The organism is Klebsiella sp. ME-303, assembly GCF_007910085.1.
Classification (GTDB): domain Bacteria; phylum Pseudomonadota; class Gammaproteobacteria; order Enterobacterales; family Enterobacteriaceae; genus Klebsiella; species Klebsiella michiganensis.
Window position 1 is genome coordinate 123,093 of sequence record NZ_VOJB01000102.1, and the last position, 15,273, is coordinate 138,365.

General features: G+C 53.1%; 15 protein-coding genes. 6 read left to right on the plus strand and 9 right to left on the minus strand.

The features are described 5' to 3' along the window. Positions 1 to 123: 123 nt before the first annotated feature. The 3 genes from FQK12_RS24675 to FQK12_RS24685 all read right to left on the minus strand — a co-directional run bounded on the left by FQK12_RS24675 (position 124) and on the right by FQK12_RS24685 (position 2,996). A complete protein-coding gene (locus FQK12_RS24675; protein ID WP_014227946.1) occupies positions 124 to 1,887 on the minus strand; it encodes an FKBP-type peptidyl-prolyl cis-trans isomerase N-terminal domain-containing protein in 1,764 nt (587 codons plus the stop codon). Next, the gene (locus tag FQK12_RS24680) at positions 1,884 to 2,303 is read right to left on the minus strand and encodes a hypothetical protein (RefSeq protein ID WP_032694409.1); all 420 of its coding nucleotides are present in this window, start codon (positions 2,301 to 2,303) and stop codon (positions 1,884 to 1,886) included. The genes FQK12_RS24675 and FQK12_RS24680 overlap by 4 nt, the downstream gene beginning before the upstream one ends. A gap of 345 nt (positions 2,304 to 2,648) precedes the next feature. After that, a complete protein-coding gene (locus FQK12_RS24685; protein ID WP_014227947.1) occupies positions 2,649 to 2,996 on the minus strand; it encodes a YacC family pilotin-like protein in 348 nt (115 codons plus the stop codon). A gap of 146 nt (positions 2,997 to 3,142) precedes the next feature. On the opposite strand from FQK12_RS24685, the gene cueO reads away from it, so the two are divergent. Beyond that, the gene (gene cueO, locus FQK12_RS24690; RefSeq protein WP_014227948.1) at positions 3,143 to 4,744 is read left to right on the plus strand and encodes a multicopper oxidase CueO; all 1,602 of its coding nucleotides are present in this window, start codon (positions 3,143 to 3,145) and stop codon (positions 4,742 to 4,744) included. A 100-nt stretch (positions 4,745 to 4,844) separates the two neighbouring features. Here cueO and FQK12_RS24695 read toward each other — a convergent pair whose 3' ends face one another. Next, positions 4,845 to 7,235 (minus strand): glucose/quinate/shikimate family membrane-bound PQQ-dependent dehydrogenase, encoded by a 2,391-nt coding sequence (locus FQK12_RS24695; protein ID WP_014227949.1) that lies wholly within the window; start codon positions 7,233 to 7,235, stop codon positions 4,845 to 4,847. Between the two features lie 203 nt (positions 7,236 to 7,438). Here FQK12_RS24695 and hpt point away from each other — a divergent pair, with 203 nt between their 5' ends. Beyond that, positions 7,439 to 7,975: a hypoxanthine phosphoribosyltransferase gene (gene hpt / locus FQK12_RS24700; RefSeq protein WP_014227950.1), complete on the plus strand. Its 537-nt coding sequence runs from the start codon at positions 7,439 to 7,441 to the stop codon at positions 7,973 to 7,975. 51 nt (positions 7,976 to 8,026) lie between these two features. Here the strand turns inward: hpt and can are convergent, their stop codons facing one another. After that, positions 8,027 to 8,689, minus strand: a complete 663-nt coding sequence (can, locus tag FQK12_RS24705; RefSeq protein ID WP_014227951.1) for a carbonate dehydratase — start codon at positions 8,687 to 8,689, stop codon at positions 8,027 to 8,029. 107 nt (positions 8,690 to 8,796) lie between these two features. Between can and FQK12_RS24710 the strand changes: the two genes are divergently transcribed. The 4 genes from FQK12_RS24710 (at position 8,797) to FQK12_RS24725 (ending at position 12,363) form a co-directional block, all read left to right on the plus strand. After that, positions 8,797 to 9,723: an ABC transporter ATP-binding protein gene (locus FQK12_RS24710; RefSeq protein WP_014227952.1), complete on the plus strand. Its 927-nt coding sequence runs from the start codon at positions 8,797 to 8,799 to the stop codon at positions 9,721 to 9,723. Then, a complete protein-coding gene (locus tag FQK12_RS24715; RefSeq protein ID WP_004098668.1) occupies positions 9,720 to 10,490 on the plus strand; it encodes an ABC transporter permease in 771 nt (256 codons plus the stop codon). Before FQK12_RS24710 ends, FQK12_RS24715 begins: the two co-directional genes overlap by 4 nt. Positions 10,491 to 10,611: 121 nt before the next feature. Beyond that, complete coding sequence (locus FQK12_RS24720) at positions 10,612 to 11,052, plus strand: PTS sugar transporter subunit IIA (RefSeq protein WP_014227953.1); 441 nt, start codon at positions 10,612 to 10,614, stop codon at positions 11,050 to 11,052. A gap of 57 nt (positions 11,053 to 11,109) precedes the next feature. Further along, the gene (locus tag FQK12_RS24725; protein WP_038423355.1) at positions 11,110 to 12,363 is read left to right on the plus strand and encodes a polysaccharide deacetylase family protein; all 1,254 of its coding nucleotides are present in this window, start codon (positions 11,110 to 11,112) and stop codon (positions 12,361 to 12,363) included. A gap of 1 nt (position 12,364) precedes the next feature. Here the strand turns inward: FQK12_RS24725 and FQK12_RS24730 are convergent, their stop codons facing one another. The 4 genes from FQK12_RS24730 to FQK12_RS24745 all read right to left on the minus strand — a co-directional run bounded on the left by FQK12_RS24730 (position 12,365) and on the right by FQK12_RS24745 (position 15,268). Further along, the gene (locus tag FQK12_RS24730; protein WP_014227955.1) at positions 12,365 to 13,444 is read right to left on the minus strand and encodes a fimbrial protein; all 1,080 of its coding nucleotides are present in this window, start codon (positions 13,442 to 13,444) and stop codon (positions 12,365 to 12,367) included. A gap of 14 nt (positions 13,445 to 13,458) precedes the next feature. After that, positions 13,459 to 14,010, minus strand: a complete 552-nt coding sequence (locus FQK12_RS24735) for a fimbrial-like protein (protein ID WP_014227956.1) — start codon at positions 14,008 to 14,010, stop codon at positions 13,459 to 13,461. A gap of 96 nt (positions 14,011 to 14,106) precedes the next feature. After that, entirely contained in the window at positions 14,107 to 14,664 is a 558-nt protein-coding gene (locus FQK12_RS24740) for a fimbrial protein (RefSeq protein WP_014227957.1), read from the minus strand. A 22-nt stretch (positions 14,665 to 14,686) separates the two neighbouring features. Next, positions 14,687 to 15,268 carry a fimbrial protein gene (locus FQK12_RS24745; protein ID WP_014227958.1) on the minus strand — a complete coding sequence of 194 codons (582 nt, stop codon included), beginning with the start codon at positions 15,266 to 15,268 and terminating at the stop codon, positions 14,687 to 14,689. Positions 15,269 to 15,273 lie beyond the last annotated feature (5 nt).

Here is a 15,273-nt window from a genome sequence, read left to right on the forward strand (position 1 = left end):
ATGAGCGCAACATCATAGCCAACTATAGAAGATGATGCACGGTGGATATTTCAGCAAATGAAGCGTGGAGCATTACCCGTTCACAAAGAGGGGAAAGCGCCTCCCCGATGGGAGGCGCCAGGATCAGGGTTTTTTAGCCAGTGGTTCTGCCGCAGTGGCGTCAACGATTCTGACGGTATATACCATGGTCGCTCCCGGCGGGATTTTAGGCGGCTTGCCTTCGCTGCCGTAGGCGAGATTGGGAGGGATCACGACCGTTATCGCTCCGTGGTTTCCCAGCCGCTTGAGTGGCCCAAGGAAGATGGGAGGATAAGATTTCAGAGGCTGGGACCAGACTTTCCCCTCCGCTTCCATATCGTTAATGACGGTTCCGTCGGTAAGCGTTTCCTTGATGGTGACGGTAACGATATCGCTGTCGAGAATCTTGCCCTTGCCGGCATAATCTATGCGACTGTAAATGCCGTCTTTCAATACCACCCCTTTTTGCTTCGCGAAGTTTTGTTGATATTTCTTTCCTTCGCTAAGGGTTTGCTGTTCGAGCTTCTTTAGGTTCTGAAAGACTTTTTTAGACACATCGAATAAGGCTTTATTGCGCGCTTTCTCATCAAGGGCGATATCCCCTGAAAAAGAATCCATAATCCCCTGTAAAACGGTATCTTTACTGGTTTTTACGCCCTGAGATGCCCGGGTAGATAAGAGCTGCAGCACCTCCTCGCCCATCGATACGCCGATAGCGTAAGCCTGCCGCAGAGGCTCTTTTGCAAAGTCGATAGCCAGCGGCTTTTTCGCCTCGGCGTCAGCAAGCCTGGCCTTTAGCCGGGTAATTTCATCGGCGCTGGCCTGCTGTAGGGCGTGGTCTTGATCGGCCTGCTGACGGACAGCATCCGCCTGAAGGGACGGCTGGGGCTTACTGATGATAACGGCGTCTAGTTTAGCCGTGAGCGCCTGTTTTTCTACTGCCGCGGCCGCCAGCTTTGTCGTTAAATCTGTTTTTTCCGCTTCACTGGCGGCGAGCTTCGCTATCGCTGCTTTCTGCTCGGCTTGAGACGCATCGAGTTTCGTTTGCAGCGCCCGCTGTGCGGCGTCAGCCGCGGCGAGTTTTGTCAGCATTTCCTGCTGATCTGCCTCTGCAGCAGCGAGCCTTGTTGCGAGGGCTTGCCTCTCTTTCGCCTCTGTCGTGAACTTACCGGTGAGCGCTTGTTTCTCCGCTGCGGCCGCCGCCAGCTTTGAGAGCGTATCCTGCTTTTCTGTTTCCAGCGCTGCGAGCTTCTGCTGCAGGGATTGCTTTTCGGCGGTTGCCTCAGCCAGCTGACGCTCAACTTTTTGTTTCGCGGATTCTATTAATGCCACTCTTTTTTCCTGCTGCAGCGTTTTATTTTCTGTGGCATTACGCTGACCTTCAATCTGTTTTATTTCAGCCGCGGCGGATAGCGCGTTATCTATTAATTGTTGTTTTTCGGCTACGGCAGTCGCTAACTTTTTCTCAAGCAGCTGAATTTTATCCTTCAGCGCTTTTTGGTTGTCTGCTTCGGCGTTCATCATGGCCGGCTTCGCATCAAGCTGCTGCCGAAGTTGGCGGATGAGTTTATCTTTTTGAGCAATTATTGCAGCCTGACGGGAAACTTCATGGGTATTCAGGACGGTTTTTTTATTCGTTGTTTTTGTATTATTGCTTTTCTCCTCAACGGGCTTTACCGGCTCGCTGATTTTTTGCGCCTGATGCTCTTTAGCATAATTTAAAAATGCCGGGCCTGAAGCATCGCTATTTGAGCTTGCCGTGACGCTAATAAGGGCATCTTTTTCCGCATAGACATCCGGCGATAGCGCCAGCACAAAAACTGCTGCCAGCGATACCGGATTGAAGTTTTTGGCTATTTTCCCGTTCATGGCTGAACATTTTCACCACGTTTAACAAGGCTATCGATCAGCTCCTTTTCAATATCAGCGCACAGCTTGATTGATTTGAACTGGTACATCGAATCGATCCCCTGTTTTGTCGGTTCTGCCACTTTACTGCGCACAGAATTATATTGTGATGCCGCGCTAAGCAGGGCAGTGAACTCATTGCCGAGTTTGTCCGCCTGTTTGGGGTTCACTTCTTTCAGCGACTCCAGCGCTTTACGGCAAGTGTCTAAACGCGCTTGCTCATCGGCGATTCTCTGCTGTTCGGTTTGCTGTTGGCTTAATGTCGACTCAGATAAGGGTTTCACTAATCCGGCGGATTGCCTGGATTGTATTGAATTACAACCCGCTAATAAAATGAGGGCCAGAGGCGCTATGCTTGTAAATAAGGATCTGTTCAAGGTTTCATTCCATTGATAAAAAGAGGTGTTATCGGGCGATAATAGTGTGCGAAAAAGAAGATTGCAATAATAGAGTTTATGATTTTTGATGGCGTACTTTTAATATTAGTTATACCCGTCATATTTCACGCTGCTTATGCGTTGGCTACGCTCGCTCACCCCTTGCCGCCTTCAAGTAACTCTAATTATTTAGGGTATATATTAATATGTTGAATGCTTAATGAATTATCATTGAATTCTATGAATTGAGATATAAATTAAGTGCTGTTGTTAATTGAATTGCTATTATTACGCGGCGCCATAGCCGTATTCGCACGGCTACCGTATTATGAAATGAAGGGGGGGCTATTTCACGTAAGCGAGCAGGCTAAGCGAATCGCGGGCCAGCGCTTTGCATTTTTTAGTGGTGGGAATCTGGATTCCGCTAAGGTCCCGGTAGCTATCTTCGCCGAGCGCTTTCATATTGAAGCTGTCGTAATTGCTTAAATCCCATTGATTCTGCTGAGCAAAAAAGACCAGGGCACGGCGAATCTGCGTGTTAGGCAGATTTTGATAACCGCAGTCGTTCTTCAGAAAGACGAATACTGCCGTTAAATCAGCCATATCTTCCGCTTCGGACTCGCTTAATGCATAGCTATTGGCGGAGAGAGTCAGCAGGCTGCCAAGCACTATTGTTCTGAAAAGCGTCTTCATTTTTTCTACCATTGAATCACGGACAAACAAAGTTAGCACACTTCGTTACAGTGCGCCGAGCTTTATTCTTACTCTTCTGCTTGACCTTCCTGTTGGGGGAGGGTTTAAGCTCAATTATTCACCAGCAGAATAAAAAGGATGTGAAAATGCAACGTCGTGAGTTTCTTAAACTAACCGCTGCGGTCAGCGTGGCCAGCGCATTGCCGCTATGGAGCCGCTCGGTTTTTGCCGCCAGCCGCCCATCTTTGCCTGTACCCGAACTGCTTACCGCCGACGCGCGCAATCGCATCTCGTTAATCATTCAGGCTGGAAAAACGCAGTTCGGCCCGCATCTGGCGACCACCTGGGGCTATAACGGCAATCTGCTGGGCCCGGCCCTACAGCTTAAGCAGGGTGAGGAGGCGACCATCGATATTCATAACCGTCTGGCGGAAGAGACCACCGTGCACTGGCACGGTCTGGAGGTTCCCGGCGCCGTGGACGGCGGTCCCCAGGGCGTGATTGCCGCCGGAGGCTCCCGCACGGTGACCTTTACCCCAACGCAGCGGGCGGCGACCTGCTGGTTCCATCCCCATCAGCATGGCAAAACCGGCAGACAGGTCGCGATGGGGCTGGCAGGGCTGGTGCTGATTTCTGATGCAGAAAGCGAAAAGCTGCTCCTGCCAAAGCAGTGGGGAATTGATGATGTCCCGGTGATTGTGCAGGATAAAAAATTCACCTCAGCGGGAGAGATTGATTATCAGCTCGATATTATGAGCGCAGCCGTGGGCTGGTTTGGCGATACGCTACTCACTAACGGCGCGCTGTACCCGGAGCACGCTGCGCCTCGCGGCTGGCTACGTTTACGTCTGCTGAACGGCTGTAATGCGCGTTCTTTGAATTTCGCCACCAGCGATAAGCGGCCCATGTACGTCGTGGCAAGCGATGGTGGTCTTCTGGCTGAGCCGGTGAAAGTTAACGCGCTGCCGGTGCTGATGGGCGAGCGTTTCGAAGTGCTGGTGGATACCACTGACGGGAAGCCCTTCGATTTAATTACGCTCCCGGTCAACCAGATGGGGATGGCGATCGCTCCGTTTGATCGGCCGCAGCCAGTGTTACGCGTGCAGCCGCTGACTATCCAGGCTTCCGGTAAGCTGCCGGATGTGCTGGCCGCTATGCCAGCGCTGCCCTCGCTTCAGGGCCTGACTCAGCGTACTTTGCAGCTCTCGATGGATCCGATGCTCGATATGATGGGCATGCAGGCGCTGATGCAAAAATATGGCGACCAGGCCATGTCCGGCATGGACCATGGCATGATGATGAATCACGGAGAGATGGGGAATATGAACAATATGAACCACGGTGACATGGGAAGCATGAATCATGGCGGCACGGCGCAGATGAAGCACGGTAATAAGGAGTTTGATTTCCATAATGCTAATCGGATCAATGGTAAAGCCTTTGATATGAATGTTCCCCTGTTTGCGGCGGCGAAAGGGCAGTATGAGCGGTGGGTGATTTCTGGCAAAGGCGACATGATGCTGCATCCGTTCCATATTCACGGCACTCAGTTCCGTATTTTGTCCGAAAACGGCAAAGCGCCGGCACCCCACAGGAGCGGCTGGAAAGATACCGTCAGGGTTGAAGGCGATGTCAGTGAAGTACTGGTGAAATTTGATCACGATGCGCCGAAAGAACATGCCTATATGGCGCACTGCCATCTGCTGGAGCATGAAGATACGGGAATGATGCTGGGTTTTACGGTGTAGAATTCGCTTCCCGTCTAAGGGCGAGGCGTGTGGCTTGTTTCGATAGAAAAGAGAGAGACGTACCATAGGGAGAAGGCCCGGAAACCGGGCCTTCTGTTTTTTACTTCGCGTCGTCCGGTAAAGCATAAGCGACGATATAGTCGCCCATCTTCGTGCCAAACGAACCGTGACCGCCCGCAGAGATGACAACGTACTGCTTGCCATTCACTTCATAGGTCATCGGCGTCGCCTGGCCGCCCGCCGGCAGACGTGCCTGCCATAATTTTTCACCGTTGCTCATATTGTACGCGCGCAGGTAATTATCCGCGGTCGCGCCGATAAACAGCACATTGCCGGCCGTCGAGATTGGACCGCCCAGCATCGGCATACCCATTGTGAACGGGAGCTTAATCGGCATCGGGAACGGCAGGCTATCCTGCGGCGTACCGATACGTTTTTTCCACACCACTTCGTTGGTTTTCAGATCCAGCGCGGAGATATAGCCCCAGGCTGGCTGTTTGCAGGGCAGACCAAACGGTGACAGGAACGGATTAAGCGTAACGCCGTAAGGGACACCGTACTGTGGCTGAATACCGGCTTCGGTACCGGAACCCTTGGCGTCTTTAGGCTGCTCCATCGGGTTACCTGGGCCGCGAGGGATCAGTTTTGAGACAAACGGCAGCGCCATCGGGTTAGCAATCGCCACCTGGCGGTTCGGATCGACGGAGATGCCGCCCCATTCGAACATCCCCAGGTTACCCGGGAATACCAGCGTGCCTTGTTCTGAAGGCGGGGTGAAAATCCCTTCGTAGCGCAGCTGATGGAAGATAACGCGGCACACCAGCTGGTCGAACATGGTGGCGCCCCACATGTCCGCGCCGGTCAGGTCTTTCTTCGGACGGAAGCTCAGGTCGGAGAAAGGCTGAGTTTTCGCGACGTAGTCACCTTTCGCCGCCCCTTGCGGAACCGGTTTTTCCGGTGCCGGGACAACCAGTTCACCGTTGCGGCGATCGAGGACAAAAATATTACCGGTTTTTGCCGGAGCGTAAATCACCGGCACGGTTTTACCGTTGACGTCGATATCCGCCAGCGTCGGCTGCGACGGCATATCCATATCCCACAGATCGTGGTGAACGGTCTGGTAGCTCCACGCCAGTTTACCGGTCGTGGCGTTCAGCGCCACGATGGAGCTGGCATAGCGCTCTTGTTCAGGCGTACGGTTGCCGCCCCAGATATCCGGGGTGGTTACGCCCATAGGCAGGTAGACCAGATCCAGCTTCGCGTCATAGGCCGCTGGCGCCCAGGAGTTTGGTGAATTCAGCGTGAAATGATGTTCATCATCAGGAATCGCGTTGGGATCTTTCGCGCCCGGGTCAAAGGCCCACAGCAGTTTACCGGTATTCACATCAAAGCCGCGGATAACGCCCGACGGCTCGCGGGTGGAGAAGTTATCGGTCACGGCGCCGGCAATGACGATAGTTTTGTCGGTAATAATCGGCGGTGATGTTGGTTCATACATACCCGGCGTAGTGACAGGCATGTTGGTTTGCAGATTGAGAATGCCTTTATTAGCAAAGGACTCACACAGCTTACCGGTTTCGGCATTGATGGCGAACAGGCGACCATCGTTGACCGGAAGAATGATACGACGCGGGCAGTCGGCAACCACATCCGCCGGCGCGTTATCCGCTTTGGCTTCATGATATGAAACGCCGCGACAGGTCACGTGCTGGAAAGAGGGGTCAGCGTTGAGCTGCGGATCGAAATGCCACTTTTCTTTACCGGTGGCCGCGTCAAGCGCGAACAGGCGCTGGTGAGCGGTACACAGATAAAGCGTGTCGCCCACTTTAATCGGCGTGACTTCATTGGTGATTTCACCCGGATCGTTAGGCTGCTTGAGATCGCCCGTACGGAAGACCCAGGCTTCTTTCAGGTTCTTCACGTTATCGGCGTTGATCTGCTTCAGCGGCGAGTAGCGCTGGCCTTCCTGATTGCGGCCATACGCCGACCAGTCGCCATCGGCTACGTCGGAAATGGGGGCCGCTGGCGTTGCATCTGCGCTCAGCGTACCGTTGACTTCCTGCGGGTCGTTGAAGCCGGCCCAGGTCAGGATACCGCCGCTAATCAGCAGGGCGACAACCAGCCCGGCAACGGCGCCAGAGGAGGGAATTGGCAGGCGGCGCCAGACAAACGGCAGAATAAGCCAGATGCCGAAGAAGACCAGAATGTCGCTACGCGGGGTCAGCGCCCAGAAGTCGAAGCCAACTTCCCATACTCCCCAGATCATAGTGGCAAGCAGCAGCGCGGCGTACAGCCAAAGCGCAGAACGCTTGCCGCGGAACAGCATGACGGTGACGCCCAGCATGACCAGGCCTGCGACAGGGTAGTACCATGAGCCGCCAAGAGCGACCAGCCAGGCCCCGCCCGCTAAAAGATACAGGCCACAGAACGCTGCAAAAAGAGCCGTCAGCGTCACGAGTAGCCGTGATTGTTGAGATTTTGTTTCTGCCATAGAAGGACACTCGTTTGTTTGTTAATTTTTTAACTGCAATTAAGTATAGGATTTAACAAGTGTGATCGGAATCACAAAATGGGCTTTATTAATCACTGCATCGCATATTTCTTTTTACTGGTATACTGCGTGGCTTGCCGGTCAACGTCGGTGCAATCGCAGCGGCTTTGATGATTTACATTAAGAATCAAATGGTTAGTTTTATGAAACATACTGTAGAAGTGATGATCCCGGAAACTGAGATCAAAGCCCGTATCGCTGAGCTCGGTCGTCAAATTAATGAACATTACAAAGATAGCGGCAGCGAAATGGTGCTGGTGGGGCTATTACGCGGTTCATTTATGTTTATGGCCGACCTGTGCCGTGAGGTTCAGGTACCCCATGAAGTAGATTTCATGACCGCCTCGAGCTACGGCAGCGGCATGTCCACCACCCGTGACGTCAAAATCCTCAAAGACCTGGATGAAGATATCCGCGGTAAAGATGTGCTGATCGTGGAAGACATCATCGACTCTGGCAATACGCTGTCAAAAGTGCGTGAAATCCTCAGCCTGCGTGAACCAAAATCGCTGGCGATTTGTACGCTGCTCGATAAGCCAAGCCGCCGCGAAGTGAAGGTGCCGGTTGAGTTTGTCGGTTTTGCGATCCCGGACGAGTTCGTGGTGGGGTACGGTATCGACTATGCTCAGCGCTATCGCCACCTGCCGTATATCGGCAAAGTGACGCTGCTGGACGAGTAACGCGGAGTGTCTATCCCGGCTTATCCGGGATAGTTAAGAGGGGCGCGTGAATTACCTGTGATTGACGTGCTTGCTTTTAAGGTTGGAAATGCCCTGGCGATAGCGCTGCTCCAGCGTTTCGCGGCTGACGGCGGTCACGTCCAGATCGCGTAACATGCCATCGTGAATGCCGTAGGCCCAGCCGTGAATCGTCACCTTCTGTCCACGCTTCCACGCCGACTGCATAATCGTTGAATGGCCAAGGTTGTAAACCTGCTCCATCACATTCAATTCACACAGCGTATCAAGGCGGCGCTCTTCGGGCATTTCCCCCAGCAGCGAGCTGTGCTTAAACCAGATATCGCGAATATGCAGCAGCCAGTTGTCGATAAGGCCAAGCTCGGTATTTTCAATCGCCGCCTGCACGCCGCCGCAGCCGTAGTGGCCGCAGATGATGATGTGTTCAACCTCCAGTACGTCGACCGCGTACTGCACGACGGAAAGACAGTTCAGATCGGTATGAATCACCAGGTTGGCGACGTTACGGTGTACAAACAGCTCGCCAGGTTCCAGGCCGGTCAAACGTTCAGCGGGGACGCGGCTATCGGAACATCCAATCCACAGAAAGCGCGGCTTCTGCGCCTGTGCCAGTTTCTCAAAGAAACCGGAGTCTTCCTCCACCAGCATTTTTGACCATAGTGCATTGTTGCTGATGAGTGTATCTATATCGTTCATGGATGTTTACGGGCCTGTAACCAAGTAAGTGCGTTGCGCTAATATAGGTTAACCTCACATTTTTTAAAACAACCCATCGCGTGTCACGACACGAGAAGAGACATTTAATGACCATTGCTCTGGAATTAAAACAGCTTAAAAAAACCTACCCCGGCGGGGTTCAGGCGCTGCGCGGAATCGATCTGCAGGTTGAGGCGGGCGATTTTTACGCGCTCCTGGGGCCAAACGGCGCGGGAAAATCCACCACTATCGGCATTATCAGTTCGCTGGTGAATAAAACCTCCGGCGAGGTCAACGTGTTTGGCTATGACCTGCAAAAGGATGTGGTGAACGCCAAGCGCCAGCTCGGCCTGGTGCCGCAGGAGTTCAACTTTAACCCGTTTGAAACCGTGCAGCAGATTGTGATTCACCAGGCGGGCTACTACGGCGTCGAGCGCAAAGAAGCGATCGCCCGTAGCGAAAAGTACCTTAAACAGCTCGATCTTTGGGAAAAACGCAACGAACGCGCGCGGATGCTCTCCGGCGGCATGAAGCGCCGCCTGATGATTGCCCGCGCGTTGATGCACGAGCCGAAGCTGCTGATTCTTGATGAACCCACGGCGGGAGTGGATATCGAGCTGCGTCGTTCGATGTGGGGCTTCCTGAAAGATCTCAACGATAAAGGCACGACGATTATCCTCACTACCCACTATCTGGAAGAGGCCGAGATGCTGTGTCGCAATATTGGCATTATTCAGAACGGTGAGCTGGTGGAAAACACCTCGATGAAGGCGCTGCTTTCCAAACTGAAATCGGAAACCTTTATTCTCGATCTGGCGCCTAAGAGCCCATTACCGGTACTGGAAGGCTATCAGTATCGTCTGGTTGATACGTCGACGCTGGAGGTTGAGGTGCTGCGTGAGCAGGGGATTAACAGCGTATTTACTCAGTTAAGCGCGCAGGGCGTACAGGTATTAAGTATGCGTAACAAAGCTAACCGTCTGGAAGAGCTGTTTGTCACGCTGGTCCATGACCGGAAAGGAGAATCAGCATGATGCAGCTTTATTGGGTCGCGCTGAAAAGCATCTGGACCAAAGAGATCCACCGCTTTATGCGTATCTGGATCCAGACGCTGGTGCCGCCGGTCATAACTATGACCCTCTACTTTGTTATTTTCGGCAATCTGATCGGCTCGCGCATCGGTGAAATGCACGGTTTCACCTATATGCAGTTTATCGTGCCGGGCCTGATTATGATGGCGGTGATCACCAACGCCTACGCCAACGTGGCGTCCTCGTTCTTCAGCGCGAAATTTCAGCGCAATATTGAAGAACTGCTGGTCGCGCCGGTTCCCACCCACGTGGTTATCGCCGGCTATGTGGGCGGCGGCGTTGCCCGCGGTCTGTGCGTCGGGATTCTGGTGACGGCGATTTCGCTGTTTTTCGTACCGTTCCAGGTTCACTCATGGATATTCGTCGCCCTGACCCTGGTGCTGACCGCCGTGCTATTTTCGCTGGCCGGTCTGCTGAATGCGGTGTTTGCCAAAACCTTTGACGATATCAGCCTTATTCCGACCTTCGTGCTGACGCCGCTGACCTATCTCGGCGGGGTTTTTTATTCGCTGACCCTGCTGCCGCCGTTCTGGCAAGGGCTGTCGCATCTGAACCCGATCGTCTACATGATCAGCGGTTTCCGCTACGGTTTCCTCGGCATTAACGATGTTCCGCTCGCCACCACCTTCGGCGTGCTGGTGGTGTTTATCGTCGCGTTTTATCTCTTGTGCTGGTATCTGATCCAGCGCGGACGCGGGCTTCGCAGCTAATTTAGCCAACCACGGCGCTTCGCTGCCCCGTTCAGCGAAGCGCCGGCAAACAATTTTGATTGTCATCACCGATATTCATCTCTTCCCTTGCTACATTGTTTGCCTGCTAAGGAGGTGGGCGATGTTAGGTTGGGTGATTACCTGTCATGACGAACTGGCGCAGGAGATGCTGGATCGTCTGGAGAAAAAGTTTGGGCCGCTGACGCAGTGTCGGGCGGTCAACTACTGGCGTAATCTCAGCAGCAATATGCTGAGCCGCATGATGTGCGATGCGCTGCACGAGACGGACGGCGGAGACGGGGTCATTTTTCTGACCGATAAAACCGGCGCGGCGCCTTATCGCGTGGCGGCGCTGCTGAGCCATAAGCACACCCACTGTGAAGTGATTTCCGGGATCGACTATTCATTACTGGAATGTATGTATTTGCTGCGTCAGAGTCTGAGCAGCGAAGCCTTCCGACACGCCATTGTCAGCGCCGGAGGCCCGGCGGTGAGCAGCCTCTGGCATCAGCAGCAAAAAAATCCGCCTTTTCGACTACTGCATGAGCCGTACGGGAATTAAGCATTGGTATTGATGAGGCTTTTGTTACAATGACGGCAGTTCTTGTCTACCGGCTCGATGCGCATGTTTGCCCGAATTCTTGCTTTACTCCTCCTGTTCACGGCGCTAAGCGCCTCCGCCAGCCTGTTAAGCCAGCAGGGTGTGCCGGCACGTTATATGCAAACGACCGAAGATGCGGATATCTGGGCGCAGGTTGGCAATCAGGTGGTGAGCGTCGGTAACGTGCGGGCAGGGCAAATTCTGGCGGTAGTACCGACGGCGGCGGATTACTATGAGTTTAATTTTGGCTTTGCGACCGGCTTTATCGATAAAGGCCACCTGGGGCCGGTACAGGGTAAGCAGCGGGTGGAGGATAGCCTGGGCGATCTGCATAAGCCTCTGAGCAACCAAAACCTCATTACCTGGAAAGATACGCCAATCTATGATGCCCCCGCCGTGGGCAGCGCGCCATTTGGCACCCTGGCGAATAATCTGCGTTATCCGATTATCAGCAAACTCAAAGATCGGCTTAATCAAACCTGGTTTCAGATTCGTATCGGCAACCGCCTGGCGTGGGTGAGCAGTCTGGATGCGCAAGAAGATAACGGCATCCCTGTACTGACTTATCACCATATCCTGCGTGATGAAGAAAATACCCGCTTTCGCCATACCTCAACGACGACCTCCGTGCGCGCCTTCAGCAATCAGATGACCTGGCTACGCGACCAGGGCTATACCACGCTCAGCATGTATCAACTGGAAGGCTATCTGCGTAATAAAGTGAATCTTCCGGCGCGTGCGGTGGCGATCACCTTTGACGATGGGCTGAAGTCGGTCAACCGCTATGCCTACCCGATCCTCAAGCAGTATGGCTTTCACGCCACGGCGTTTATTATCTCGTCGCGCATCAAGCGCCATCCGCAGAAATGGGCGCCGAAATCGCTGCAGTTTATGAGTATTTCCGAGCTAAAACAGATCCAGGACGTCTTTGACGTGCAGTCGCATACCCACTTCCTGCATCGGGTTGATGCTGAACGTCATCCGATCCTCCTCAGCCGCAGCTATCACAATATTCTGTTTGATTTTGCGCATTCGCGGCGGGCGCTGGCGCAGTTTAATCCCCACGTACTGTATCTCTCTTACCCGTTTGGCGGCTATAACGCTAAGGCGATCCAGGCCGCCAACGACGCCGGTTTTCATCTGGCGGTGACCACGGTGAGGGGGAAGGTAAAGCCGGGCGATAATCCGTTCTTGTTGAAAAGGCTGTATATATTAAGAACGGATTCGCTGGAGACGATGTCGCGGCTGATAAGCAACCAGCCGCAGGGGTAGATCAGAAATAATCGATGGTAAACGTGCCTATCGCTTTAAATTTTCCCGGCTTTAGCTCACCGGATGTGCGGGAAAGCCAGGCATCAAAGCTATAGTCATATGATGACGAATTGCTGACGCTTGTTGACGGCGACCATATTTCTAAACCGGGCTGCAGGTTGAAACCATCGGCGGTAGTGAAGTTCGACGCTAACCCTACTCCTACGCCAGTTGCCGCATCGCTGCCGGTGAGCGTATTGGTCATTAGCGTCACGCCGCCGGTCACGCTCAATTCTGATTTAGGTGTGGCAAGCTTCATACGTACCCAGACGGTGTTATTGCATCCGCTTAACCTTAACGTAAACGGTGTTCTCGGCCAGTAGCCTTCCCGGAAAGATGAGAACATGACGTCGCCGAAGTTCACGTTATTGGTGCCGTTATTGACCATGGCGGAAGAACACGTTGCGGCCATGACCAGTATGCTAAAGCTGCTGGGATTGACGTTAATCGTCCACGGGTTATTGTCATCTGAATCTGCCGAACCGACGCGGATTTGACCCAATGTTCTTGAATCTTTAGGGTAAATTCTCATGTCGTGGTTGAGGTTTCCTTGAAAAGGGACGTCCTGATACAAGGTCACAGAGTACTTTAATTGCTGGTTATTCCAGTACGACTGATTGCCGCCGCTGACCCAAACCCAGTCCTTGCTGCTGTTAACCTCTGGCAAATATCCGCCGCCGCCGGCCTGGGTGTATATTCTTACCGCATAATAAATACCCTCTATATTTGTAGGGAAAAGTGCTCTGCCGTCTACGGTGGTCGGCGTGGCGCTTGGGTTGGTTTTTGCATAAAAATCAAATCCATCGTTTCCCGCATCGCATTCGGTCCGGAGAGCGTAACTGGACTGAATGTCGAAGGTAAGCAGCTCGGGTTTCTTGCTTCCCTGGTCACCTAATGCTGTCTTGAATGTTATTGGATAGGTGGTTACACCGTTGTTCAGCGTTAACGAGCCGCTTCTGCCATCGTCAAGATGGCACTCCTTGGCGCTGGCGCCAAAGCTCAGAGCCAGCAGCGCGAATGGGTATACCATCAATTTGATCATCTCATCCTCCCTGATCACTGGTAAATAGCGTCTACCAGGACATGACTGTTAACTTTCCCTGGGGTAACGGTGCCCGTATTTTGATAGCGGGCATAAAAATCGTAGCTGGCCAGATAGTTATCCGCTTTTGAAACATCAATAACCACGGCGGAGCTACCGTCGCTATTCACAACGTTACGGTTATCGTGGGTAGAAAAAATGACAATCCCGACGTTCTCCGCCCCGCCTGCGGCGGCTGGCGCTTCATTGATAAATACCTGCTGGCTTTCCACGGGCCAGATCCCATTTTGTGGCTTAAAGCCAAAGGTGAGAGTATTGACCGTCGTGGCATCGCCTGAGCAGCTTTCAACGTTCACGCTAAATAGCGTCCCGCTGGCAGGGTCGCCGGGCTGCAAACGCGAAGTGCCGTCATCGTTATAAAACCAACGGCGGGAAACCGTAGGTAGATGAACGGTTCCATTGCCAGAGATGGAAATCTGGCAGGTATTTTCCACAATATTGGCTGTCAGGGTGACGTCCAGCCCTTCTTTATTTTCATTCGCGGCATCCGCAAAATAAGGAGCCATGCACAGCCCGCCTGCCGCTCCCACAACCAGCAACGCCTTCCCAACTGGGCCGATTAGACGGATACAGAATGACATAGCGGTGCTGCTCCTTTTAACTTACTGATAGGTGATAACAAACGTGACGGGAGAGCTGACGCTACCCGCTGTGACGTTGGCTATTTTTCTATCTTTAGCGATAACAATGCGCGAAGCAAAACTGACGCTGAGCGAACGACCGCTGATGCTGAGCGTTTGTGAGGGCTTGTTATTACAGCTAAGCAACGTTCCCGTTCCGGACTCCCCTTGCCACACTTCAAAAGCCGTTGAGTTGCCTGCGGCAAAAGAGTCGCCGTTCGAACTTGGGCCCGAGCAGCCGCCACCGCTGCCGGGAATGACTTGATATTTGGCGGATTTCACCCCAGAACAGTCGCTAAAGGCTACCTTGAACGGTTCGCTGCGGCTTTGCTTAACCAGATCGGATTTAAATACATCGCCGAAATTCAGCGTACTCATGGGCTGACCGCTGGCGTTCTGAATCTGCGCCGTGCAGGTACCGGCTTGAATTGTCGAGGTAAAAGTGGCGGAAATGCTGCTGGTTCCGGTTATCTCGGCAATAGAGGGCGCAGAAAAAAGCAACGTGCCGACAACACCGCCCAGAAAAGAGATTTTTTTCATCAAGAGGTTCCTTTTCTGATGATTATTCGTAGGTGAAGTTGAAAGTGGCCAAAGCGCTAAAGGCACCCGTCGTGCCTTGTCCCGTCTGCGTTTCAACCAGCGTCGCGACCAGAGGAACTTCTTTGTTGTTAATTTCCTGGCTGGTCCATACCAGTCGACCCGTGTCCGAGCCCGCATTAATCACGAAAGGGGCATCGGTGGCGGAAGCTCTGGCGATAGTGATCCCAAGGGCTCCCGCAGCATCTGCCGTTGCGTTACCATTCAGAATCACCGTCTCTTTTTCCGCCGATTTCGTCCCGCTGATGGTGGTTTTAAGCGACTGCAGGCTGCTCGGGCATTCCGTGATTTTCAGCTTAAAGGTTGCCTGCGCCGCGCTGTCGCCGCTGATAATTTTATCCAGGCTCACTATGCCATTCGCGCCGACAGGAATGGTGTTGTTTTTGCCATCGCCGCTGCCGCCTTCAATGGCCATATCGCAGGTCGTTTCGCGCAGGTTAGCGGTAAAGGTGACATCCAGCGATGTTGCCTGACCCGGTAACGCGGTAGCGAGTAAAATGCCGCTACAGCCCAGCAGGCAGCGTTTTCTAAAACTGATTATCTTCATTCTGT